The following is a 25,524-nucleotide window of genomic DNA, read 5'->3' on the forward strand; positions in this document are numbered from 1 at the left end:
TACAGTCACGAATTATAAATTTTTCTTATGAAAGGGCATTCGATATAGGTTACTCCTCTTATCCCCCTTCTCTCCATACTCGCGACTGCAATTCAAGATGCTGGAAAAAATAACCGCAGATAGGTAGACAAAATTGCTTCGCCGCTAAACAGGGTAATCAGAGATCCTAAAGCGAGAAAAGGGCCAAAAGGCATCTTTTGTCCTAACCTGTGTGTCGATGTCTCTTCATTAGGGGCTTCTCTACCAGACGCTGCGCGTAGCTTGCTTCGACCTAGGAGTATCCGTTTATGCATAATAACACTACTGCCAATTAAGGCTCCCAGCGCACAGGCAATAAAACTAGCTAAGAGCAAATATTTCCAGCCTAACCAGGCTCCCATCATGGCTGCTAACTTGGCATCACCTGCACCCATTGCAGTTTTCCCAAAGGCAATTGAACCCAATAGGGCGATCGCATCAAATAGCCATAAGCCCAAGACTGCACCTACTATGGCCATCATAAGGTGATTTACCAACGCCACAGAACTTCCTTCTGGTAGATAACCAATCACCATTTGGAATAAAATTCCTACCACTAAACCCGACTGAGTAAGTGGATTAGGTAAGGTCATTGTATCTAGGTCAATCAGCGATAGTGCCAATAACCAACTACAAAAAGCCCAATAGCCTATTGTGAAAGTCGAAACTTGAAATACTGAAAAAACCAGCAAAAAAATTATGCCCGTCACCCCTTCTACCACGGGATAACGGACAGAAATTTTGCTTTTGCAATATCGACACCGCCCTCTTAATGAAATCCAGCCAAATACTGGTACATTGTCGTAAGCTTTTAGCTGGTTTAAGCATTTAGGACAACGAGAAGGCGGCCAAAGAATTGACAACCCAGCAGGTAGCCGATAAACAATAACGTTGAGAAAACTGCCAATAGATGCACCCAAAGCAAAGACCATTACACTCGCTAAAATAGCGAACAAAATGTCCATACAGTCATTAGTCCTTTGTCATTAGTTCTGTGTCATTTGTCGTTTATCTTTTGTCTTTTGTCATTAGTCATTTGTCCTTTGTCCTTTGTCGAGAACTAATGACTAATGACTAATGACCACTGACCAATACTTCGACTACGCTCAGTACAAGTGACTAATGACTAATAACTAATAACTAATGACTAATGACTAATAGATATGTGATTCAATTTGACTTAAGGGTACAAAACACTCTTGAGGTAAAAGAACTGGTTGGTTAGTAAAAATAACCTTACCTCGATGATTAACACGATTAATTGCTACACCGGAAGGTTGCCCAGCGATTTCGGGATGAACTTCACAGTGAGTATAGTATATCTGCCCAGCAGCTCTGATTACAGCAGGATCAATCAAAGGCGATTGGTTCTTTGGGGCGGTGAAATTTACTGGATTCTGTCGTAATGCGTACACTATCGACTGTTATTTGATTGCTAGATTTCCCTTTAGTCTACCCGAAACTTATAGCAAAGGTTGCCAAATTGGCCAGGTTGCACTTTAAAATTATTTTTGTTCGAGAGCCTTAATGAGTGAGTCTCCCATAGCGCGGCAACCAAGGAGGTTTTTTCCTGGAGAAATTATATCCCCAGTGCGATCGCCTTGTTCTAAAACTTGCAATACAGCTTGTTCGATATGATCTGCCGCTTTTGGTTGATCTAAGGCGTAGCGTAGCATCATCGCCGCACTCAAAACCTGTGCTAGAGGATTGGCCTTATCCTGTCCAGCAATATCTGGGGCTGAACCATGAACGGGTTCAAACACACCAGGCCCAGAAGCACCCAAACTCGCTGAGGGTAACATCCCAATACTACCGGTAAGCATGGCAGCAGCATCAGAGAGAATATCGCCAAACAAATTGCCTGTAACTATGGTGTCGAACTGCTTGGGAGCGCGTACTAACTGCATAGCAGCATTATCTACATATAAATGAGAGAGTTCGATATCTGGATACTCCTCAGAAAGTTGGGTGATGCGATCGCGCCACAACTGAGATACTTCTAGTACGTTCGCCTTATCTACCGAACAAAGTTTTCCGCCGCGTTTTCTAGCCGCATCAAAGGCTACTCGCCCAATGCGCTCAATTTCTGATTCGGTGTAAACCATTGTATTGACACCGCGTTTTTCACCAGTTTCTGTGGCAAAAATCCCTTTAGGTTTACCGAAGTAAATCCCACCAGTGAGTTCGCGCACCACCATAATATCCACGCCTTCCACAACTTCGCGTTTCAAAGTCGAGGCATCGATTAGCTGGGGCAAAATTTTCGCTGGGCGCAAATTGGCAAATAATCCCAAACCTGCGCGTAGCCCTAACAAACCTGCTTCTGGGCGTAAATTTGATGGCAGAGAATCCCACTTGTAACCACCAATTGCTGCAAGTAATACAGCATCACTATTACGGCAAGTTTCTAGAGTGGCAGATGGTAGAGGTTCGCCTGTAGCATCAATTGCTGCACCACCGATAAGTGCTTCTTGGAATTCAAACTTCAGATCAAATTGCTTCCCTACGACTTTCAGCACATCTACCGCCACTGCCATAATTTCAGGGCCAATGCCATCGCCGGGGAGTAGAGTAATGCGGTAGTTCTGGGTCATAGCTGATTATTACTAGGTAAATGCTTACAGATTAAATATCATACCGAGCAAGTGTACCAATGGAGTTGTTAATTTATTTGTGAGTCGGGGAAGTAATCTGGCAAATATTTCGATACTCAGCAAGTATGAGAACTTCTCGCAAAAACTCGGCTATATAAGCTATATATTCATCTAAAAATTAAAAAAAACTATCTATAGGAATTTTTTGTTGAAATTAGTTGTATGTTTTTATGTTAATAAACGCAAACACAATAATGCTTTATGAATTTTAATCAAATAGGTCAAGTTGCCCTTCAACTGTTAACTCTGTTTGGACTTAAAGTTTTAGGCGCAATTCTTATATGGCTGATTGCTCAACGCTTGATTGATTTTGCATTGAAGCTAGTACGACGTGCTTTCCGAAGCCAACAAATTGACCCGACACTAATTAACTATCTTCTGAATATCATTGGTGTAACGCTGAAAATTGTTCTAATTGTGGCAATTCTCGGCTTCTTTGGGGTTGAAACAACTTCCTTTGCCGCATTGTTAGCAGCAGCTGGCATTGCAATTGGTGCAGCATGGGGAGGACTACTAGCAAACTTTGCAGCAGGCGCATTTTTAATTGTTTTTCGACCCTTCAAAGTTGGTGATTTCATTACAGCTGGAGGTGTCACAGGCACAGTTACAGAACTTGGGCTGTTCACAACTAGTATTAATACACCTGATAATGTATTGACAATTGTTGCCAATAATAAAATCTTTTCTGACAATATCCAGAATTATTCTGCCAATCCTTACCGTCGGGTTGATCTAGTAGCTCAAATCCATCATGATGTGAAACATAACGAAGCGATCGCACTTTTAAAAGCGAAAATTAGTCAAATTCCTAATGTCCTCGAAAATCCAGCGCCGGATGTAGAAATTCAGGATTTCAACTTTGCAGGGCCTGTACTAGCAGTACGTCCTTATTGCAACAATGATCATTACTGGCAGGTTTATTTCGACACTAATAAAGCTATCCGTGAAACCTTTAACGAAGCTGGATATCCAGTTCCCGAATACCGTTATACAGTTAACGGTTCATCTGCTCATGCAATTAATAACGTCATCCCACCACTATCAGAAATAACTTGATAGTAGAGCAAAAAGTCAAGCTTTCATTTGCAAAGTTTTCTAAATAGCAGAATAAGAATTAATAAGTAGGTAGGGCATAAGCCTTACCTACTTTTGCTAAATTATGACCTATTCCAAACCCTGATAAAGGCAATCACTCCATGTCCGCAAGCATTCATCATTATCCCGTTAACCGTACCACCGATCGCAGACCCAATAAAAGGCATCATTGTTGCTACGTTGACTAAAGTTTTCTCGCCTGCTTTGGAAATTAACTTAATTCCCAAAGCTTTGTTTATCTCAGCAAAAGTTTTCCCAGGGATGGACATTAAAGTTTTTTGAATAGCTTGTGATCCTACTTGAGTTCCTAATTGATTAGCCAGTTCAGATACACTCACTCCAGCCGCAGCAGCTAAAATTGGTAGTCGTGCAGATTCGCTTCTTGTATCAATGCCATAAAGAGCAAAAAGAGCTGATGCTAGTTTGACATTGGAATACAATGTAATCGTAATATCAGTGGGTATTCCGGCTAGTCCTATGAATCCACTGAAAATGCCATTGCCTACCGACCAAGCGGTTGACTCTACTATCATCAGGTTTGCAATATTATCTCTATTACCTACCCAATAAAAATTGTTGGCAAAAGATAGTCCCCATTGCCTACCATCTTCAATAGCATAAGCAATAGCTTGCCCGATAGCAGGCATATTGATAATCGATTCAAAATCCATGCAGCTTTTACCTGATTAACTGAAAAGACCTAGAGATTTCTAGCTTTAGTATTCCCAGTAGCAAAACTTAATAATTAGTATTGTTTAAAACTTTAGTGAAAATAGCGGTAAATAATGTCCATGACTCAAAACAGCTTTATATAAAGCCAGTTTCAATTTCCGAAACAAGGCTGACATAAGTTGTAGAAAGAGGTTACGTTAAGTGTTAATCACAAGCCGCACCCCAGCAGCGATGGTAAAAGAATTAGCAATTTGCACCCGTGGACTAACTAAGCAATTTGACAGGCACGTTGCTGTTAATGATGTGGATTTAGAAATCCAGACGGGGGAGGTATATGGACTGATTGGGCCCAATGGCGCGGGTAAAACAACTCTCATCCGAATGTTGGCAACTGCTGAAGAACCAACTACGGGTGAGATTTATATTAATGGCGATCGCCTACTCCGTGACAAGAGTAATCCCAAACTGAAGCGTCGTCTAGGCTACTTACCCGATGACTACCCACTATATGAAGATTTGACAGTCTGGGATTACCTAGATTATTTTGCGCGTCTCTACCGTTTACGAGAACCACGCCGCACTCAACGTCTACATGAAGTTTTAGAACTTATCCAACTTGGAAATAAACGCCACAGCCAGATTTCTACCCTGTCGCGGGGGATGAAACAGCGCTTAAGTTTAGCGCGAACCATTATCCACGAACCGATTTTACTACTACTAGATGAGCCTGTTTCTGGGCTTGACCCCATCGCCAGGATGCACTTCCGCGAAATCATCAAGGCTTTGCAAGAAGCTGGGATGACTGTAATTATTTCTTCCCATGTTCTCAGTGATTTAGCGGAACTGTGTACATCTGTGGGAATTATGGAACTTGGCTTCTTGGTAGAAAGTACTTCCCTACAGCAACTTTATCAACGTCTTTCCCACCAGCAAATTGTGATATCAACTCTGGGAAACCTAGAGGCACTTTTAAGGGAATTGAAACATCATCATTTAGTAGAAGAGTGGGAGGTGATATCAGGAAAAAATAGCGTGCGGGTGAATTTTTCGGGTAAAGAAGAGGATAGTGCCGAGTTGTTGCGATCGCTCATTAAAGCAGGCATTCCTCTGACTGATTTTCACTGTACCCAAGAAGACTTAGAAACTATTTTCTTAAAATTAGGTCACAAACAAGCATCTTAAATTTGCCAACAAATATAACTCCCCATTTTTGGAGAATTTTTTCTTATGATGCCCAATTTTATAGACAAAATCGGCGATTGGAATCCGCAACTATTGCGGGAACTCAAAGGAAGGCTGAAATTTTTTAATGTTGCGATCGCAGTTGCAACATCGTTACTGCTGCAACTGGTAGTGTTTTTATATCAATTACGTGAGTTTCCTGACGATCAATACTCACTAACAAACACATATTGTCGTTTAAGACAAATATATCAACGGCAACAAAATCAGATTTACCAGCAATCAGATCAATATCAAATTACTGAATTAAAAGATTTAATCGCAAAGAATATTTGTCCCCAAAATCAAATTGATTGGCAGTTGTGGTGGCGAGATCATTGGGAATATATATTCCTGACTTTGAGTGTAATTTTTATATTTACACTATTAGTTGCAGGAACTTATTTATTAATCAACGATTTAGCCAAAGAAGAAAGTCGCGGTACATTGAATTTCATCCGTCTTAGCCCTCAATCTGAAACTAGTATATTAACTGGTAAATTACTAGGAGTTCCGAGTTTAGTTTATCTCGTCATCTTAGTTGCAGTTCCTTTACATCTGTTGGCTGGACGTTCTGCCAAAATTGCCTTTAGTTACATTTTGAGTTACTACGCAATTCTTGCTGCTAGCTGTATTTTCTTCTACAGTGCCGCATTGCTATTTGGTTTAATTAGTCGCTTGTTTAGCGGTTTTCAGCCTTGGTTAGGTAGCGGTGCAATATTGCTTTTCTTGTTCACAGTCATGGGGTTTGCATCATCGTCTTCTAGCAACATTTTAAATAACTCAACTGCTTGGATCAGGCTTTTCGCTCCTTGGGATACAATAAATTATCTGTTTCCTAACTTGTTACGTGTATACAATAGTTCTCAACTGAAAAACCTAGAGTTTTTCTATTTACCATTAGGTACTAATGTTGTTAGTATTGTTGGTTTTCATTTATTAAATTTGGGATTGTGCAGTTACGGAATATTACAAGCTCTGAAACGTTCTTTCCGTAACCCTCAAGCCTCAATTATTAACAAGGGACAAAGTTATGTATTAGTAGCTTTTTGCCAAATAATGATGTGGGGCTTTACCTTACAATCTTGGAACACTAATTCCGACTTTGATGAACAGGTTGGGCAAAATTTAGTTTTTTTGGCAACATACAACTTGGGCTTACTTTTGAGTTTGATTGCCATTCTTTCCCCTCATCGTCAAGATGTACAAGATTGGGCAAGATATCGACATCAAGAAGCTTCTAGCCGCAAGAGTGTTTGGCGGGATCTAATTTGGGCAGAAAAAAGCCCTGCACTTGTAGCGATCGCTATTAATCTGGCAATTGTTACTATCCCTTTGCTAGTCTGGATTTCAATTACATCTGTTTTTGATACGGACTATAGCCATAATGGGGCAGGTAACGATTTTAACAGCTTAAAAGTACTTTCATCTGTAGCTTTGTCTATCAGCATAATCATGATTTACGCTACCATTGCCCAATTAATACTTTTGCTGAAAACTCCCAAACGTTCTTTCTGGGCAATAGGTACTATAGGTACGGTAACGTTCTTACCACCGATGATTCTAGAATTTCTTGGCATCTCCTCGTGGAAACATCCTACTGTATGGCTGTTTTCAACCTTTCCTTGGTCAGCGATCCAATATTCTGGGGTGACAACAATTTTTATGGCATTCCTGGCTCAGTTGAGTGTTTTAGCATTGTTAAATTTCCAGTTGACAAAGCAGGTAAGATTAGCGGGTGAATCTGCTACGAAAGCATTGTTAGCCGGACGCTAGGTAAAACTTTATACATGATAACCCCGATTTCTGTGAGAAGTCGGGGTTCTTGTATTAAGGTTAAACTTTTAATTAGCACAAGTATCGTAATAACCTGACAATCATGCTAAATCTGCCAACTCAAGACCTACGCCATACAGCCATCCAGTTTTTAGAACAAAGTCCCCTACAGCGTCTACAAATTCTTAAGCAACTGGGAATTGGTCGTTATGAGTTTTTAACTAAAATCCGCCTAAATGAAGCAAATATCATCTGTATGATGCGGTTTTTTAAATATCCAAGTCAGCTAAAATTTCCAAATCTAATAGGAGCAGATTTATCTGGCTTAATTTTAGATGATGTAAACTTCATCCGAGGAAATTTGTCTGGAGCAAATCTACAAGGTAGTAGTTTAGTCAATGCAGACCTGTTATTTGCAAATTTAATGAAAGCCGATTTGAGAAATGCAGATTTGCGAGGTGCAACTTTGGATGAGACTATTTGGTTAGAGACTCTAGTAGATAAGTGTCACCTGGGTCTAGGTACTGGTTTAACTCTGCTACAACGTCAAGATTTACAACTGCGCGGGGCTAGATTTAACTCTTGAAAAGACGTTAATTGAAACACAAAAAATTATAAGATTATTGGATCGAGATTGGTCTGGATAAGTCGATGAATATTAAGTTGCCCCAAAAATTGATGCTGCTAGGTTCAGGAGAACTAGGGAAGGAATTTGCGATCGCGGCTCAACGTCTTGGTAATTATGTGATTGCCGTTGACCGCTATGCCAATGCTCCCGCCATGCAAGTTGCTGATGCATCTGAAGTGATTTCTATGCTCAGTGCTGATGATTTAGAAGCTGTAGTGACAAAATATCAGCCAAATATTATTATACCAGAAATTGAAGCTATTAGAACAGAAAAACTGATCGAATTTGAGCAGCGAGGGATTACAGTTATACCAACTGCGGCTGCCACTAACTATACAATGAACCGCGATAGAATTAGGGAACTGGCGCATCAACAATTGGGCATCAGAACGGCTAAATATGGTTATGCAACAACCCTAGAAGAATTGATTACAGTTTCTGATGAAATTGGGTTTAGTAATGTTGTTAAACCTGTGATGTCATCCTCTGGTAAAGGCCAGTCGGTAGTGCAGGATAAGAGTGAAGTTGAGAAAGCTTGGAATTATGCGATCGCAAATTCTAGAGGAGACAGTCAAAAGGTAATCGTAGAAGAATTTATTAATTTTGAAATTGAGATAACATTATTAACAATTAAACAGTGGAATGCATCGACTATTTTCTGTCCTCCTATTGGTCATCGTCAAGAACGAGGAGATTATCAAGAATCGTGGCAACCCGCACTAATTTCTGAAGATAAGATATTAAAATCTCAAGAAATAGCACGAAAAGTTACTGATGCTTTAGGAGGAGCCGGAATTTTTGGCGTTGAATTTTTCATTACTAAAGATGAAGTGATTTTTTCCGAACTTTCTCCCAGACCGCACGATACGGGAATGGTGACATTAATCTCACAAAATCTCAATGAATTTGAACTACATCTAAGAGCAATTTTAGGCTTGCCAATTCCTCATATAGAACAGCTAGGAGCCTCAGCTAGTGCGGTAATTTTAGCTTCAGAAAAATCTGATTCTATTGGTTTTACAGGCGTAGCCGATGCTTTGTCAGAAAAAGATGTCGATATTAGATTATTTGGTAAACCGAATGCTCATCCATATCGACGAATGGGAGTAGCTTTAGCCAAGGGTCTGAATATCGAAGAGGCTAGAGAAAAAGCTACTAAAGCTGCAAGTAAAATCACAATTATTTAATCAAAAGCTGATGAGTGCCTAAATCAAAGGTAAGGTGATGCTCTGCTTCCGAAGCTAGTTCCGATGCAATAAAAAATGACGAATGACAAATGACTAAGGACTATAATTATGCGAATTGCTCGTAACATTACAGAACTTGTTGGTCGTACACCCCTAGTGCAGTTGAACCGCATTCCTCAAACAGAAGGATGTGTTGCGGAAATTTTGGTGAAACTGGAAAGTCTCAACCCATCGGCATCAGTCAAAGACCGGATTGGGGTGAGTATGATTAACGCCGCCGAAGAGGAGGGACTGATTACTCCTGAGAAGACAATATTAGTAGAACCCACCTCTGGAAATACAGGAATTGCCCTAGCAATGACAGCAGCAGCTAAGGGTTATCGATTAATTTTGACAATGCCAGAGACCATGAGTGGTGAGCGTCGGGCAATGTTGCGGGCTTATGGAGCAGAACTGGAACTAACGCCAGGTATGGAAGGCATGAGTGGGGCAATTAGACGAGCGCAGCAAATAGTTAATAGTACGCCAAATACCTATATGTTGCAGCAGTTCCGCAATCCAGCTAATGCAAAAGTACATCGGGAAACTACAGCTCTTGAAATTTGGGAAGATACTGATGGACAAGTAGATATAGTTGTGGCAGGTGTGGGCACTGGTGGTACGATCACTGGGGTAGCAGAAGTGATTAAAGCACGCAAACCTAGTTCGAAAGCGATCGCAGTTGAACCAGCCAATAGCCCAGTTTTATCTGGGGGACAGCCAGGGCCACACAAAATCCAAGGAATTGGCGCTGGGTTTATTCCCCAAGTTCTCAAGATAAAATTGATAGATGAAGTGATTACCATCACCGATGACGAAGCGATCGCTTATAGTCGGCGTTTGGCGAAAGAAGAAGGGCTACTATCTGGCATTTCCAGTGGAGCCGCTTTATGTGCAGCAATTCGCGTCGCTCAACGTGAAGAAAACAAAGGGCGTTTAATTGTGATGATTCAGCCCAGCTTTGGTGAGAGGTATTTGAGTACACCGTTGTTCCAAGACCTGGAGGCAAGGTTAGCCGCTAGCATCAGCTAACGATACATTGAATTAATGGTCAATTCTAAGCACGTTTCTAACCATTACGAAACTCTCAAAGTTAGTCCAAGTGCAAGCCTTGCGGAGATTAAGCAAGCTTATCGCCGCTTGGTTAAGTTATTTCATCCTGACACTAATCAGGACACAGCCGATCGCGATCAGATTATTCTCATCAATGCAGCTTATGAAATCTTAGGTGACAACCATAATCGCCGCAATTACGACCAACAACTGCAAAATGATTCTCAAAAATTAAATAGCGATCGCCAACAGCGTACAGCATCGGCGCAAAAGCATTACCAGACAAAACGAAAAACCGGACGGCAAGCTGACGAGCAAGTTGAAGAATGGCTGCGTCGAGTTTATCAACCAGTTAATCATCTACTTGATGGTATTCTCTATTCTCTAGAGGAGCAAATAGAGCAATTAGCTGCCGATCCTTTTGATGATGAGTTGTTAGATGAATTTCAGGAATACTTACAAACCTGTCGAAATGACCTCAAACAGGCACAAATTACTTTTCGATCTCTGCCCAATCCTCCTAGTTTAGCAGGAACTGCGGCTAACCTCTATTACAGCCTCAATCAATTAGCAGATGGACTTGAAGAGTTGGCTTATTTTCCTTTGAGCTACGATGAGCGTTATTTACACACAGGCCAAGAACTATTCCGCATAGCTACGAGATTACACTGTGAAGCGCAAGCGTCTGTTATGTAGTTATTTGTCATTGGTCATTTGTCATTGGTAATTGGTCAAATAACAAATGACTAATAACAACTGACAAACAAATTAGTTTATGCTGGAAACAGAAAAAGATTAAGAAATTTTAAATTCTGCTCATAGTGTACTCATGCAATGTATTGTGAATCGCCGCGACCAGTTTTCGGCAAGTCATCGCTATTGGTTGCCAGAACTGAGTGAAGCCGAGAATATTGAAAAATTTGGTGCTTGCTCTAAATTTCCTGGACACGGACATAACTATGTCTTATTTATCTCCCTTGCCGGGGAATTGGATGAGTATGGCATGGTGCTGAACTTGTCTGATGTCAAACACGTAATCAAACGAGAAGTTACCAGTCAACTGGATTTCTCTTATATCAACGATGCGTGGACAGAATTTCAACAAACTCTGCCCACCACTGAGAATATTGCCCGGATTATCTGGCAGAGGTTAGCACCGCATTTGCCTTTAGTGCGTGTGCAGTTATTTGAACATCCTGAACTTTGGGCAGATTATATAGGAAACGCAATGGAAGCATACCTCACTATCAGCACTCACTTTAGCGCCGCCCATCGGCTAGCTCATCCTCATCTCAGTAACGAAGAAAACACTGAGATTTATGGTAAGTGTGCCCGTCCCCACGGTCATGGACACAACTATCATCTAGAAGTCACCGTCAAAGGGGAAATTGACCCACGCACCGGCATGATTGTCGATTTAGGGGGTTTGAATCAAGTCATAGAAGATTATGTGGTTGAACCATTCGATCACACTTTTTTAAATAAAGACATCCCCTACTTTGCCGAAATTGTGCCCACTGCTGAGAATATCGCACTTTACATTAGTAATTTATTGCGATCGCCCATTCAAGAATTGGGAGCTAAACTTCACAAAGTGAAACTGATTGAAAGTCCTAATAACTCCTGCGAAATCTACTGCACGGAGTCAGAATCAGATTCAGTCAGCGCAGATGTGAATCAGCCAGTATTAGCACGGGTTTAGCTAATTGTAAATTTAGGCATAGGACATTTCTAATAATTCGTAATTCGTAATTATTAAAAATTGCCCTTTCAAAGTGATTCTTAAAATTTATTTGATTCTCTTCGTTTCTCTGCGGTTTAAAAGTTATTTATTTAACCGCAGAGGCACAGAGAACACAGAGTAAAGAGGATAATCGAAAAAAATCCAAGCCTAGAAAAGTTTATTGACTAAGCAGGTGAAACCAGGTAGCAAAGGACTTGTCAGTTCATCTTGACTAAATAGAGTAGCTACTAACTTTAATGCAGCCTGTTCACGTCGATAAACTTCAACTTTCCTCTGTATAGAATCGCAAATCCAATATTCTTGAACCCCTTGTACTGAGTACAGTTTTAGCTTTGTTTCCCTGTCACGTTTCTCGTTTTTTTCACCGGGAGATAAAACTTCTATTACTAACTCTGGTGCGCCCGTGAGGTGTCCAGCTTCATCTAGTAAGTATTTTAACCGTTCATGACTTGCCCATACCACATCAGGGATCACATTGTCAGAATCTGAGAAAATGATTCCAGGTGCGATCGCAGCTTTACCTAGACCAGTTTCATCTGACCAATTGTTAAGAACTGTAACAATATTGCCACAACTTGATTGATGATCCCAACTAGGTGATTTAGTCACAAATAGTTCTCCATCAATAATCTCATAACGATTTCTGCGATCGCCAGCGAATAACTCTAGGTCATCTGTCGTCCAACGCACTGGAGTTGTTTGCATAGAAACCCCCTAGCATTTTCTTAAATCATATTTTAAAAATACCGACGGCGGGCGGAATGTCGCAAATAGCGATAAATGCCCCAAGCTAAAACTCCAAAAAAGAGATTTAGCAAAAAGCGACTAAATATAAACCACAAAATATAACTGTCAAAAAGCTTGGACGGACTCAAAGGAATAATTTTATTGGCTAAGAGAAACAGCCCAAAAATAGCATTTCCACCCAGCACGAGGGCAAAAAGCACTAAACCCCTCTGCCAGTAATGGCGTTGGGGTGTACGTTCTGAAATCAGGGTAATTACAGGTTTACCTTGAACTTTTCGCAGTAATTGTTCTAGTCGCCAAAACATCCACAATAAAAACGGAAATAAACCATAATTAAGGAAACATAGCGCTCGTGAGTAACTGCAAGCACTAGATAGAATATTAACTAGGGCATGACAGATTACAGAATTCAGCCAAGCCCAAAGAATGAACTTCCTGTCTTGATGTAACCGATTCTTAGACGAAATATACATTGCCAAGGCATATCCCCAAGGTGCAGAGAACATGGCGTGGACTGGCGTGCTAATAGTACGCCCAAGAATTGATCCTGTATTGTGAAAAAGATAAATCCAGTTCTCTTCGGCGGTAAATCCAAGGGCAACGGCTATGGTGAAGAGGAAAACAGTTGAGGGAAGTAATCGATACGTGCGTTGCAAATAGTAGGTTGGCACAACAACCCCTGCTAACTTGCAGCCTTCTTCAATTGAACCTACTTCCACAAGCTGCCGCAAGATTGCACCAGGAAGCGATCGCTTAATCCGTTCCCAGTCTACAACCCAATTGGCTACAGTTTCAAAATTCCATTCAAGTCTAAGGGCTAAAAGACCAGATATTGCCCCGATGCCAAAGAACATCAGTAACTTTAACAGAGGTGGGGCAAATGGTACTCGATAGTAGTAGTAGCCTAGCAGCAGCAAGGGTGGTATTGCTGACCACAGCAGTAGAGAAAAATCAACCACTCACCTGAGCAATTACTGTGCGGTGACGGTGGGTATTGTTGGTAATAGTGGGAGTTTGGAAACCTGCCTCAACAAAAGCTTGCTCAATATCCAAAGCAAAATATTCATCTAAATACGGTTCAGTACTTTTGAGCAACGTCAAAATATAGGCTGGCATTTTCTGGTAAACTTCAGACTTGGGATTCATATCCATGATTGCCAAGTAGCCACCTGGACGCAGCACGCGCCGCATTTCAGCTAAAATCTGTCGGGTTGCTGACTGGGGTAATTCGTGACACATCAAGAAAATTGAGACTAAATCAAATGAGGCATCTGGTAGCCCAGTAGATTCTGCTTGGGCATGAAGCCAGTTAATTTTAGCTTGGCGTTGTTGGGCGCGGTAATTGGCAATAGCTAAGAAGTAGGGAGATAAATCCAAGCCTGTAATTTTGGCATGGGGATAAATTTCTTGCATGGTAAATGTACTCAAACCCACACCACAGGCCAAATCTAGAATTTCTTGGGGTTGATTGGGGATTTGCGCTTTGAGGATATCGTGGTAACTTTGGCGCAGTCTAGCATCTCCTTCTGCTCCAGCATCCTGCCAAATTCCAGCATGGACAGTACGAGCAGCAACTTCTAACTCGCAAGCAGCTTTCCAACTGAGGTTTCCACCTTCGTAGGCATGGAATGACCGCAAATAGTATTCTGGGTAGGAAAGCTCAGGATTTTGTACTTGAGCTAGATCAGCCTTCCAATCATGCGCTTGTAGTGTTTCGACTTCTTGTGTCCAAGGCACACCAATTCTCTCGGCACGTTTAATCATCATTTGACGGGCTTGATGTTTGGCTAGGTTGGCTAAAGGCTTGATTGCCAGTACGCCATTTACCAAGCGGGAAGCGAAGCCAGGAGTCGTTTTTACAGTAGCAGTCATAAATTAATTTGCGTTCACAGCTTTTTTACTTATGACATAATTGCTGGACGGCAGTCTAGAAATGAATTGAATTATATAATGATGTCATGGAATTTTGATATGGAAAATTTTGGTGTGATTTGTTTTTCCAGAGAATCACACTGTTCTCTAATTTATACACTTCATTGAAGATTGACAAAATCTATCTCAACAGAGAGGGAAAAAAGTTGAGCGCCATATAAAAAAAGACTACAACTAACTTATTGAGTCTCAAGTATGGCAAGAGCAAGAAGAGCAAGTGGCTTTTTAAGGGATTTTCAAGAATTTGCTTTCAAAGGCAATGTAATTGACTTAGCGATCGCAGTCATCATCGGTACTGCCTTCAGCCGGGTTATCACCTCCTTTGTTGAGGATGTGATTATGCCATTGATTAACCCTTTGATTGGCGTGACTGGCAAAGAATGGAGAACTATCACCATAGGCCCAGGAATTGCGATCGGTCAATTTCTTGGCGCAATCATTGACTTTTTAATCATTGCCTTGATGTTATTTGTAGCAATTCGCACCTTACAAACATTCAAAAGGCAAGAGGATGTTTCCGTAGAATCCCCGCCATCAGACGCTAATGTTATAGCTCAGGAAAGGCTGACTGCGGCGTTGGATAGACTGAGCCAGACATTGGAATCTCGGAATCATGAAGTGTTGTAAGTGGGAGCAGGGGGAAGGGGAGCAGGGAGCAGGGAGACAGGGGGACAAGGGGGAATTATTGAACAAGTCTCTCCTGTCTCCCCCCCTCTTCGTTGTCTCTTCTTCATGCACCTGCTCCCCGCTCCCTGCTCCCCTGCCCCTCTAGCTCTTCTGTCCAATCCCCTATTTTGCAGAAGGCTTGAGAGCTAACAACATCTCTAATTCACTGGTGGATTTATCAGGGCTATTAGCGGTAAAACCAAGACCACGAATGGAATTAAGGATGGTGATGGTATTGGCATCAGATGAAATTAAACTATTAACCACGGGTACATTTTTAGTTTTATCCATATCCAGGTAGAAATAGCCGCCGTTGGGCTTTTGCAAAGAACCAGTAACGGCTTTGAAAGCGTCGCTCTTATCGAGAGATTGATTCTTGCGATCGCTGATTGCGTCAGCAATTGGGCCACCAAGAGCCACAAATACAGTATCTTGATCTAGCCATCCATGCGCCAATAAAGCTCCCTGCTTGGGGATTTGCCATTCAGTTACGTCTTTACCACCGATATTTCTATTGGCGATGTTGATTTGTTGTACTTTGGCCAAATTATCCAATTTTGTCAAGGTGGCTTCGGCTGTTTTGCGATCGCTAGTGTCAAATACTAAAGCACCCCCAAAACCAACACTCGCTAACACTCCTTGATTGGATGGAATAGCACCAAAGGCAAATTCCCCATTCATCCAACCAAAAATATCCTTATCCAGGTCAAGATTGGCAATTTTCACTTGCCCTCGCGCTTGCTCCAGGGCTTGCTTCATTTCGGGATAATCTTTTGACTGTTCTACTAAGGTTTCCCAGCCACGGCTGATGCCATTTCCGCTAATCAGAGCAAAGGTATCAGTAGGAAATTGCCCGACTATATTTCCCGGACTTGATTGATACTGGAATTTATTCAGCTGTGGATCTAAATTAGCGATCGCTTTTACCCGCACTCCCGCATCATCAACACCAACACCCGCTACCACAGATTTTATCTGCTTCAGTTGCGCCAAGGCTTGTGGAGGTAACTGTTTTGCCTGCTGACTTCCGGCAGTTAACTGCTGTACCATGCCTGCATAGTCTGGTACATAAATTTGGGCGAGGCTATTTTTAACATCCACTCCTTTACTAAGAATGCTGCTTGCACCTTCTTTACTGGCAAAAGAAGACTGTCCCTTAAAGGTGTCAATTGCTTTTTCTACAGCTTGCTTTTCGGGGGCTAATATCAAGTGACTATTATTTAAAACTACGCTATATGTCGGTTTGCCATTTTCTATAGTTTCAAGAATTTTTTGACCTTGGTAGTCAGATTCCTGGGATTTCACACCTTTTTGTGACTTCAATTTATTAGCAAAATTCAAGGCACTGATTTTATCCTTGATTCCCACTACTATCAGGATATTTGATTCCTGCTGTAAATTTGTTGGTGCATTAGGTGTCCCGGAGGGCACTTTTAACTGTGCAGGTTTTACAGAATTTGGTGGTAGTACAGCAATCATCACACCACCAACCCAAGGCTTTATGTCTTTTTCATAAGAAACGTTACCGTCACTGAACATTTGCTTATTGAAATCTTCCAGACCTTTTGCCACTAACTTTTGTGCTTCTGGAGTGCCAAATTGCTGTAACTTTGCCCAAGCTTGAGGGTCAGTAGTAATATAAGTTGCCATCAATGCTGTTGAAGGTACTAATTTAGCGCTGCCGAGAGCGTCTGAGCTACTTCCTGATGGGCCTTTCAAATACATATAAGCCGCGATACTTCCTGCTACAACAAGAGCAGCACCAACGGCAGGAATGAAAAACTTTGATTTACTTTCGGGCATTTTATTATCCTCTTTTGCTCAGATTGTCACCGAGATTTATACAAGTGTCACTGTAGAGTTTTCGGATTTATTAATAATTTCCGCTCATCGATCGGTATTTACTGATAAAATTAGTAGTCCTATAAGCTAGCAGTCTCAAATAATTACCCTAAAAAAGACTCCAAGGGAATGAGGAGCGAATCCGCAAATGATATGCTGTTCATCTCAAATAAAATAGCCTGCTCAACAGCAGCAAGTTATCCTAAGTTATAAGAACAATTAGGAGTATTTGTACTTAATGAGAATCTATCGAGGTGCAAGAGACACTTGACTCGATGACAAAAAAGTGCAAAACATCAGTAAAAGGAAATGCGGGAGGGATATGGAAAAAAGTCCCAGGATCGACAATCGATCTTCGGAAATTTGGGTGAGATTAATTTCAATCCTCCAATCCCCAATGGGAATCTTAACCCCCATACTGCCCTATTGATTTGGGAAATACAGATACCGCTATTTTGCTTAATTACATCTAGCCAAGCCAGACTTTTCAGGATTACAAGGTCAGTAAGGATCAATGTCGAAGTCTTATTTTGATACAGATAATAACGGACACAAACCTTTTGAGTTACCGGGAGCAAGACCACACTACAATCCCGATCGCCCCGGACAGGTGGAGCATATTTTTCTCGATCTCAGCTTAGATATTCCTAAGAAAAGCTATCAGGGCATTTGTAGCATTCGCCTCTTGCCAATCCGTAATGGCATTGACCGTTTGACTTTGGATGCTGTCAACCTGAATATCGAGTCTGTGCAGGTGGACGATGTGCCACAAAATTTTGACTACGACGGGGAACAGCTTTCTATCAAACTTTCTGAGACGACTCAGATTGGTAAACGCTTGCTGATTGCGATCGCCTACTCGGTGGAAAAACCGCAACGCGGCATTTATTTTATCCAACCAGATAAGCACTATCCAAACAAGCCCACTCAGGTTTGGACCCAGGGAGAAGACGAAGACTCTCGCTTTTGGTTCCCCTGCTTTGATTATCCCGGACAATTGTCTACTTCCGAAATTCGCGTTCGTGTCCCCAACCCCCTCGTAGCGATTTCCAATGGCGAACTGATTGACACCACAGAAGATGGTGATTGTAAAATCTACCATTGGTTACAGCAACAAGTTCATCCTACTTACTTGATGACTTTGGCAGTAGGTGACTTTGCCGAAATTCAGGATGAGTGGAAGGGTAAACCAGTCACCTACTACGTAGAAAAGGGGCGGGAAGAAGATGCTAAACGCAGCATGGGCAAAACTCCCCGGATGATCGAATTTTTGAGCCAAAAGTATGGTTATCCATATCCTTTCCCGAAATATGCCCAGGTTTGTGTAGATGACTTCATCTTTGGCGGGATGGAAAACACCTCCACAACCTTGTTAACAGATAGATGTTTGCTGGATGAACGCGCCGCTTTAGATAACCGCAACACCGAAAGTTTAGTCGTCCACGAACTCGCCCACCAGTGGTTTGGTGATTTGGTGGTGATTAAGCATTGGTCTCATGCTTGGATTAAGGAAGGAATGGCTTCCTATTCTGAGGTGATGTGGACAGAGCAGGAATATAGTCTAGAAGAAGCAGCTTACTATCGGTTTTTAGAAGCTCGTCGTTACATTAGTGAAGATAGCAGCCGCTACCGTCGCCCAATGGTAACACATGTTTACCGCGAAGCTATTGAACTTTACGATCGCCACATCTACGAAAAAGGGTCTTGTGTTTATCACATGATTCGGGCCCAATTGGGAGATGAATTATTTTGGCAGGCTATTCAAACATTTGTTCAAGATAATGCCCACAAAACTGTAGAAACGATAGATTTACTCAGGGCAATTGAAAAGGCTACTGGACATAATCTTTTATTTCTCTTTGACCAATACGTTTATCGTGGTGGCCATCCCGATTTTAAAGTAGCTTACTCTTGGGATGGGGATGCTAAGTTGGCAAAAATTACGGTAACTCAAACCCAAGCTGCTGAAGATAAAAATGGCAGTAAGGATTTGTTTGATTTAAAAATACCTATTGGTTTTGGCTATACCCAACAAGAAGTAACAAGTGAGGAGTTAGGAGTTAAAAATAATTCCAAACTCACAACTCCAAACTCACAACTCAAAGTTTTTGTAGTACGGATAAATGAACGAGAACAAAGTTTCTATTTTCCCTTAGAAAATAAGCCCCAATATATCAGCTTTGATGTTGAGAATAATTACCTAAAAACAGTAGCTTTAGAGTATCCAATAGCAGAGTTAAAAGCACAATTAGAATCTGACCCCAACCCAATTTCGCGCATCTATGCAGCAGAAGCTTTAGCGAAAAAAGGCGGGTTAGAAGCGATAAAAGTCCTATCTGCGGCGCTCAAAAATGACCCATTGTGGGGTGTGCGGGTGGAAGTGGCAAAACAACTAGCCAAAATTAATTTAGACCAAGCTTTTGATGGCTTAGTTTTGGGATTAAAAGATAAAAATGCTTACGTGCGACGCTCTGTAGTGGAAGCACTTGCTCAAATCAAAACTGCTGAAAGCTATAAAGTTGTAAGAGGGTTGTTGCAAAAGGGCGATCCTAGCTACTACGTGGAAGCAGCAGCATCTCGTGTGATTGGGGCAATTGCATCTGCAAACTTAGAAGAAAAACCCAAGGAAGATAAGGTACTAAAGCAACTCAAGGGCATTTTAGAAGAAAAGGCGGGTTGGAATGAAGTTGTGCGGAGTGGGGCGATCGCTGGTTTAGCTGAATTCAAAACCTCGGAAGCAGCTTTAAATCTACTACTCGAATACACCAAAATTGGTGTACCACAGCCTCTACGTTTAGCCACAATTCGCGCTTTAGGCAAGATTTCTGTCGGTCAAAGTCCGGTTAATTTGGAACGGATTCTAGAAAAACTAGCAGAACTAGCCAAAGAAACTTTCTTTTTAACGCAAGTGGCGGTAGCAGCAGCATTGGGACAAATGGAAACACCCAAAGCAGTCGGAATTTTGCGATCGCTAGCTGAACAAACAGCTGATGGGCGTGTCCGTCGCAATGCTGAAGAAGAAATTTCCAGGGTGCAAAAGAACATCGGTTCAGAAAAAACCCTCCGTCAATTGCGTGAAGATTTTGACCAACTCAAACAACAAAACCAGGAATTGAGAAGCCGTTTAGAAAACTTGGAGGCCAAATCTAAATAGCAGCAAATGATAGTTAAAAGTTGGTAATTGGTAATTGTGGTAAAACCACTACCAATTACCAAAGTTGTATTTAACGCTCTAATTTTTATTATTCAAAAAGCTTCTTAATATACACTCTCTTACAAAAGTTGATTTTCCTTAAATAGTTATTTTTTACACATAGAGTATTACAATTTTCACTTAATAGAGTAAGTATAAATAAATATAGTATCAAGATTCATGATTTCCCGCAGAAGTCGTGAATCCTTCTCCTGAGCGTTTTCTGCTTAATTTAAGTTTATCTACTTACTACTGTGATATGTAGCTGAAAGTAAACATAGTTACGGATTTTTCATATCCTGCCCAAATTTACAGATACAGGTAGATATTTATATTTATATAAAATAAGGTTAAGAAAAGATAAAATCACCGAAAACATGGATAAGTAGTTGTAGTTTTATAAAGTATAATTAAGAAAAAGATAAACAAATCTAGGAAGTAATTTAGGCTAAAACTGCCTCGAACAGTACCCCAGAAAGGCAGGGTTCGAGTTGTTTCAGATAAAAAACTACCGCTATCTTTTGCCTACAACTAACTTGTGGGTTTAGTAGAGAAACAATCATTGTAAATTTTTCAGTTGAAGAGGCAAATAAAGGCGTGGGTCAGTATCAACCTACTCAGCTAAAGCTCTATAATCCAGATGCGATCGCTCGCTATTATAGTTACCGTCCTTGGCTAGCCTGGGGGCGACTGCTGAGAATTATCTCCTCTTTTGCAGTATTTATAATCAGTCTCAAGTGGGACGAATGGCAAGACAAAGTTGAGCAGAACAAGGGTAAACGAGCTATCCAGTTGCGAGAACTGCTCACCCGTCTCGGCCCGACTTTTATTAAAGTTGGTCAAGCCCTCTCCACCAGACCTGACTTAATACGTAAAGATTTTCTAGAAGAACTGATCAAGTTACAAGATCAGTTACCACCTTTCGATAATGCGATCGCTTACAAAATTATCGAAACCGAGCTAGATCGTCCAATTGATGAATGTTTTAGCGAACTCTCACCTCACCCAGTCGCAGCAGCTAGCTTGGGTCAAGTATACCGTGGTCGTCTAATCAGCGGCGAAGAAGTCGCAGTGAAGGTGCAACGCCCCAACTTACGCCCAACTCTTACCCGCGACCTCTATTTATTGCGCTGGGGTGCGAGTTGGGTAGCTCCTTGGTTGCCCCTGAATCTCGGTCACGACCTCACTTTAATCGTGGACGAGTTTGGCACGAAGCTATTTGAAGAAATCGACTATATAAATGAAGGGCGCAACGCCGAAAAATTTGCTACCAACTTCCGCAACGACCCACAAGTTAAAGTTCCAGGAATTTACTGGCGTTATACCAACACCCACGTTTTAACCCTGGAATGGATTAACGGCTTCAAGTTGACGGATACCAAAAGTATCCGCGAAGCAGGTTTAGACCCAGAAGCTATTATCCAAATTGGCGTTACTTCAGGATTGCAACAGCTCCTAGAACATGGCTTCTTTCATGCTGACCCCCATCCCGGTAATTTATTTGCTGTAACCGATGGCCGGATGGCTTATATCGACTTCGGTATGATGGATCAGTTGGAAGAAAACACCAAAGAAACCCTGGTGGATGCGCTAGTCCATTTGGTGAATAAAGACTATACCGACTTAGCCGAAGACTTTGTAAAATTAGGATTTCTGACTCCAGACACGAATATTTGCCCGATAGTGCCAGCATTAGAAGCGGTGCTAGGAAACGCCATTGGCAAAAATGTCAAGGATTTTAACTTCAAAACGATTACCGATGAATTCTCGGAACTGATGTACGAATATCCTTTCCGAGTTCCGGCGAAGTTTGCTTTGATTATTCGTTCCTTGGTGACTCAAGAAGGTATTGCCCTGAGCCTCAACCCAGATTTCAAAATTGTGGAAGTGGGTTATCCCTACATAGCACGGCGGTTACTGACAGGGGAATCGCCTGAGTTACGGCGGCGATTATTGAATGTGTTATTCAAAGATGGTAAATTTCAGTGGCAGCGTTTAGAGAATTTAATTGCGATCGCTCGTAGCGATAACAACTTTGATGTATTGCCCACAGCCCAGATGGGTTTCCAATTTTTAATATCGGAAGAAGGCAAGTTTCTGCGGCGACAGCTGGTGCTAGCTCTCACCGAAGATGACCGCCTCCACACCGAAGATGTCCAACGCCTGTGGAATCTGGTTAAAGATGACTTAAAACCGGATCGTTTATTAAATGCTGCGATCGGCATCTTAACTAATTTATCTAGAGAAGGCGCGGCGGCTATTCTGCCAAAAGCTACATTTCTAGTGCCTTTTACTGAAAACGAGTCAGCAATTAAAAACTAAAAACTTATAAATCAGGAGTTTTAATAATGTACTATTTTCCTCTACAACCACCCTATTTCCTCTTACTGGTTGGCTTTTTGACAGCGTTAACATCTGGTTTGGCATTATCTGGCACTTTGAAAGTAATTGTGCAGAATTGGCCCAGTGAACGAGCAGAAAAGACTCAACCACGTTCCTCTCTAAAACAATTACTTGTGCCATTTATCGGTATCACTGGTGGGACTTGTCTATTTCTGTCTTCAGGCTTAGAGATATTTGGCTTTCCCTCCATGTTGGCTTTAGGAGTCGGTCTACCAATTAGTTTGTTTACTTGTTTATTAGTTTGGTTGCAGTTGGGAAGTATGATGACCTTTATAGAACGTGAAGGGATGCAATCTTTAGATTTAGATTCTTTTTCTTAGATTGATTACAATATGTTTAAGTGATTGTTTGAACTGTCTTTAGATTTAGGATACGTCAATAATATAGGAATAAACTTAAATGCTCACCAACTACGGTGAGCATTTATAATTTTCTAATAAGATTTTTTTAAGACTTTGTAGAGATGCAATTAAATTATGTCTTAATATCTTTTAGGAATTACATAAAATTTCAGCAATTAGATGAAAATAGGTAATATTACAGTAGTCAGTACCTACATTACATATGTGAACATAGTGTTTGATTTAAATCAAAGCAATTTGCATAATTTTTATGTATCTAAACATATTTTTAATATAAGTCTTAGCTAAATTTTATTTATTTCACCAATAAAATCTTATGAACCAAGAGAAATCAGACATTTGTTTTTGTACTTTAGCTTTAGGTAAAAGATATCGCTCTCATGCTTTCCTATTAGCTCAAGATATCGAAAAACATTCACCAGGAATATATTTAATTGTCCTAACAGATAAGCCAGAAGAATTTAAAATATATCCTAACATTTTAGCATTTCACCATGAACAACAGAGCATTGGTTGTTACCATGATAAAAGGTTTGTAATTGCCAAAGCAATATCACTGTTTAATACTTGTATATTTGTCGATGCAGATATCAGAATATTAGATAAGTTACAACCAGATATAAAATGGCTTCCTGGCATAACAGCAAGAAGTTGTACCAGTATTGTCAAACACAATCAAGAATATATTAATTCAGCAAATGATAATTTCAAGGCAAATAGAGTTAGAGATTTGACCATTCTGAGCAAACTAGCACAAAAACTAGACCTGGATTTAGAAGATACTAATATTCAGTTTGTCATGGAAATGTTATTTGTAGTTACAAGGCAAGATGGGCGGGAAATCGAATTTATTAAGCAATGGGAAACTATTGCACTTTACTGTGAGTTAAATGGTTTTTATAGTGCTGAGGGTTATGCAATAGGATTAGCTGCTGCTAAGGCTGGATTACCAGTTCGATGGGATGCTATGGACGGTATTGTTTATTTCAAGGATTGGGTAGAACGGCAGAAAATCAAAAAGGGACAAGCAAATCCAGATGAAACGCTGATATATTTTCAACAGCACGAAGCGATTGAATACCACAAAAATTCACTTTTCCAAAAGCTATTGCATAAGCTAAATAAATTTATTGGTTATTACTATCGGTACTTACGTTTAAGACTTGCGGCATTGAGTGATTTTAATTTTTATCACCGATGAAAAAAACAACAAGCTGATTTAATTGGCATATCTTTGCTGAGTTATTAATAACCACTAATTCTATCCTTGAAGTTACGATACTTTAATTTAAAATTGTTTACTCTTTGCTGAATAAAACTACTAGTAGATTTTTGCAAAAGCGTTATCTGGCTTGGGCGGGTAAAACTTTGAGGCCGTTTTTCAGGCGACTTTAAATAGCGATAATATAAGAAAATATCACGGTAAGGAATATCTACATCTTCACCCCCACAAAGCCGCACAAAAGATGAAGAAGATACACTCATATAGTGTAAGTATGTCAATCTCCGCCCTTGGTCATAGAGGATATTATCTACCACATCAAATTTAGAACTCCAGTGATTACCAGTTGCCTGCTCGCAGTCATAAAAAGCAAAGTTATAATAGGAAATTCCACTTCTCAACACCATGTAGTTAAACAAAGATTGGTCAGGTGCTAAAAAAGCCATAACATCTGCCTCACCCGATATTAATTTGCCCATTAAATCGGCTCTTATCGCTGGAGAAAAAATATTTTTCTTGGTCGCAAACCAACCAGCACAAAATACTTTATTTTGCAAGTTTTCTGAATTAAAAATTTGCTGCATAAGCTCTGGTGAACCATCAAAAATAAATTTTAAGTCAGACTTATATTGAAAATCATTGACTACCCAATCAGATGTATCCAATTTTTCATATACATAATCTACTGGTCCCATTAACAAGGTATCTGCATCAAAATAAATAAATCTATCAAAGGGGCCATCCACAGCACAAAATTTGCGGTGCATTGGTAACTCATAGAGTTCTGAAAAACCCCACTCTCGCCAAGTTCTTTGCGCTCTAGGATAATTTTTCCATATCTGAGTCGCAAAGTTATCCCAATAAGCTATGGAATCAGAATCTTCAAATAAGCTGATATTATCTCTAGATGCAATCTCTGCCTTCACCTTATCTAAGCGCTGATTATATGGAAGTATACAAATAGGAATTTTCCTACCAGCATTAGCTTCTATACTATTGAGCAATGCTACTAGTTGGTCAAAGACAACATCATTGGCTAGGATGTAGATACCATCAATCATTGGGATACT

22 protein-coding genes are annotated in these 25,524 nt (G+C 40.7%); 13 read left to right on the plus strand and 9 right to left on the minus strand.

The window, feature by feature from the left end:
- Positions 1–92: 92 nt before the first annotated feature.
- From H6G86_RS16430 to leuB, 3 genes are all read right to left on the minus strand, one after another.
- Positions 93–983: a prepilin peptidase gene (locus H6G86_RS16430; protein ID WP_190935198.1), complete on the minus strand. Its 891-nt coding sequence runs from the start codon at positions 981–983 to the stop codon at positions 93–95.
- A 189-nt stretch (positions 984–1,172) separates the two neighbouring features.
- Entirely contained in the window at positions 1,173–1,433 is a 261-nt protein-coding gene (locus tag H6G86_RS16435) for a hypothetical protein (RefSeq protein ID WP_012409327.1), read from the minus strand.
- Positions 1,434–1,523: 90 nt separating this feature from the next.
- Entirely contained in the window at positions 1,524–2,612 is a 1,089-nt protein-coding gene (leuB, locus tag H6G86_RS16440) for a 3-isopropylmalate dehydrogenase (protein WP_190935199.1), read from the minus strand.
- Between the two features lie 261 nt (positions 2,613–2,873).
- Here leuB and H6G86_RS16445 point away from each other — a divergent pair, with 261 nt between their 5' ends.
- On the plus strand, positions 2,874–3,728 hold the full coding sequence (locus tag H6G86_RS16445; protein WP_190935200.1) for a mechanosensitive ion channel family protein: 855 nt from the start codon (positions 2,874–2,876) through the stop codon (positions 3,726–3,728).
- A 101-nt stretch (positions 3,729–3,829) separates the two neighbouring features.
- Here the strand turns inward: H6G86_RS16445 and H6G86_RS16450 are convergent, their stop codons facing one another.
- Positions 3,830–4,438 (minus strand): hypothetical protein, encoded by a 609-nt coding sequence (locus H6G86_RS16450; RefSeq protein ID WP_190935201.1) that lies wholly within the window; start codon positions 4,436–4,438, stop codon positions 3,830–3,832.
- A gap of 232 nt (positions 4,439–4,670) precedes the next feature.
- On the opposite strand from H6G86_RS16450, the gene H6G86_RS16455 reads away from it, so the two are divergent.
- The 7 genes from H6G86_RS16455 to H6G86_RS16485 all read left to right on the plus strand — a co-directional run bounded on the left by H6G86_RS16455 (position 4,671) and on the right by H6G86_RS16485 (position 12,045).
- Positions 4,671–5,621, plus strand: coding sequence for an ABC transporter ATP-binding protein (locus H6G86_RS16455; protein WP_190935256.1), 951 nt, complete (start codon positions 4,671–4,673; stop codon positions 5,619–5,621).
- A gap of 45 nt (positions 5,622–5,666) precedes the next feature.
- Positions 5,667–7,436, plus strand: coding sequence for an ABC transporter permease subunit (locus tag H6G86_RS16460; RefSeq protein ID WP_190935202.1), 1,770 nt, complete (start codon positions 5,667–5,669; stop codon positions 7,434–7,436).
- Positions 7,437–7,539: 103 nt separating this feature from the next.
- Positions 7,540–8,022: a pentapeptide repeat-containing protein gene (locus H6G86_RS16465; protein ID WP_190935203.1), complete on the plus strand. Its 483-nt coding sequence runs from the start codon at positions 7,540–7,542 to the stop codon at positions 8,020–8,022.
- A gap of 65 nt (positions 8,023–8,087) precedes the next feature.
- Entirely contained in the window at positions 8,088–9,251 is a 1,164-nt protein-coding gene (gene purT, locus H6G86_RS16470) for a formate-dependent phosphoribosylglycinamide formyltransferase (protein WP_190935204.1), read from the plus strand.
- Positions 9,252–9,359: 108 nt separating this feature from the next.
- The gene (cysK, locus tag H6G86_RS16475) at positions 9,360–10,322 is read left to right on the plus strand and encodes a cysteine synthase A (protein WP_190935205.1); all 963 of its coding nucleotides are present in this window, start codon (positions 9,360–9,362) and stop codon (positions 10,320–10,322) included.
- Positions 10,323–10,337: 15 nt separating this feature from the next.
- Entirely contained in the window at positions 10,338–11,039 is a 702-nt protein-coding gene (locus H6G86_RS16480; RefSeq protein ID WP_190935206.1) for a J domain-containing protein, read from the plus strand.
- 133 nt (positions 11,040–11,172) lie between these two features.
- Positions 11,173–12,045 (plus strand): 6-carboxytetrahydropterin synthase, encoded by an 873-nt coding sequence (locus H6G86_RS16485; protein ID WP_190935207.1) that lies wholly within the window; start codon positions 11,173–11,175, stop codon positions 12,043–12,045.
- Between the two features lie 189 nt (positions 12,046–12,234).
- Here H6G86_RS16485 and H6G86_RS16490 read toward each other — a convergent pair whose 3' ends face one another.
- From H6G86_RS16490 to H6G86_RS16500, 3 genes are read right to left on the minus strand one after another with little or no spacing between them, the layout of a single operon-like run.
- Complete coding sequence (locus tag H6G86_RS16490; RefSeq protein WP_190935208.1) at positions 12,235–12,792, minus strand: Uma2 family endonuclease; 558 nt, start codon at positions 12,790–12,792, stop codon at positions 12,235–12,237.
- 32 nt (positions 12,793–12,824) lie between these two features.
- Positions 12,825–13,793, minus strand: a complete 969-nt coding sequence (locus tag H6G86_RS16495; protein ID WP_190935209.1) for a PrsW family intramembrane metalloprotease — start codon at positions 13,791–13,793, stop codon at positions 12,825–12,827.
- Positions 13,786–14,706 carry a class I SAM-dependent methyltransferase gene (locus H6G86_RS16500; RefSeq protein ID WP_190935210.1) on the minus strand — a complete coding sequence of 307 codons (921 nt, stop codon included), beginning with the start codon at positions 14,704–14,706 and terminating at the stop codon, positions 13,786–13,788. The genes H6G86_RS16495 and H6G86_RS16500 overlap by 8 nt, the downstream gene beginning before the upstream one ends.
- 255 nt (positions 14,707–14,961) lie before the next feature.
- Here H6G86_RS16500 and mscL point away from each other — a divergent pair, with 255 nt between their 5' ends.
- The gene (gene mscL / locus H6G86_RS16505; protein ID WP_190935211.1) at positions 14,962–15,393 is read left to right on the plus strand and encodes a large conductance mechanosensitive channel protein MscL; all 432 of its coding nucleotides are present in this window, start codon (positions 14,962–14,964) and stop codon (positions 15,391–15,393) included.
- A 162-nt stretch (positions 15,394–15,555) separates the two neighbouring features.
- On the opposite strand, the gene H6G86_RS16510 is transcribed toward mscL, so the two are convergent.
- The gene (locus tag H6G86_RS16510) at positions 15,556–17,235 is read right to left on the minus strand and encodes a DUF3352 domain-containing protein (protein ID WP_190935212.1); all 1,680 of its coding nucleotides are present in this window, start codon (positions 17,233–17,235) and stop codon (positions 15,556–15,558) included.
- 553 nt (positions 17,236–17,788) lie between these two features.
- Between H6G86_RS16510 and H6G86_RS16515 the strand changes: the two genes are divergently transcribed.
- The 4 genes from H6G86_RS16515 to H6G86_RS16530 all read left to right on the plus strand — a co-directional run bounded on the left by H6G86_RS16515 (position 17,789) and on the right by H6G86_RS16530 (position 24,433).
- Positions 17,789–20,428 (plus strand): M1 family metallopeptidase, encoded by a 2,640-nt coding sequence (locus tag H6G86_RS16515; protein WP_190935213.1) that lies wholly within the window; start codon positions 17,789–17,791, stop codon positions 20,426–20,428.
- A 636-nt stretch (positions 20,429–21,064) separates the two neighbouring features.
- On the plus strand, positions 21,065–22,789 hold the full coding sequence (locus H6G86_RS16520; RefSeq protein WP_190935214.1) for an ABC1 kinase family protein: 1,725 nt from the start codon (positions 21,065–21,067) through the stop codon (positions 22,787–22,789).
- Positions 22,790–22,815: 26 nt separating this feature from the next.
- Positions 22,816–23,190, plus strand: a complete 375-nt coding sequence (locus H6G86_RS16525) for a hypothetical protein (RefSeq protein ID WP_190935215.1) — start codon at positions 22,816–22,818, stop codon at positions 23,188–23,190.
- Positions 23,191–23,548: 358 nt separating this feature from the next.
- Positions 23,549–24,433, plus strand: coding sequence for a hypothetical protein (locus H6G86_RS16530; protein WP_190935216.1), 885 nt, complete (start codon positions 23,549–23,551; stop codon positions 24,431–24,433).
- 44 nt (positions 24,434–24,477) lie between these two features.
- Here H6G86_RS16530 and H6G86_RS16535 read toward each other — a convergent pair whose 3' ends face one another.
- Positions 24,478–25,515: an Npun_R2821/Npun_R2822 family protein gene (locus tag H6G86_RS16535; RefSeq protein ID WP_190935217.1), complete on the minus strand. Its 1,038-nt coding sequence runs from the start codon at positions 25,513–25,515 to the stop codon at positions 24,478–24,480.
- Positions 25,516–25,524: the final 9 nt, after the last annotated feature.

The organism is Nostoc sp. FACHB-133 (genome assembly GCF_014698055.1).
GTDB lineage: Bacteria > Cyanobacteriota > Cyanobacteriia > Cyanobacteriales > Nostocaceae > Nostoc.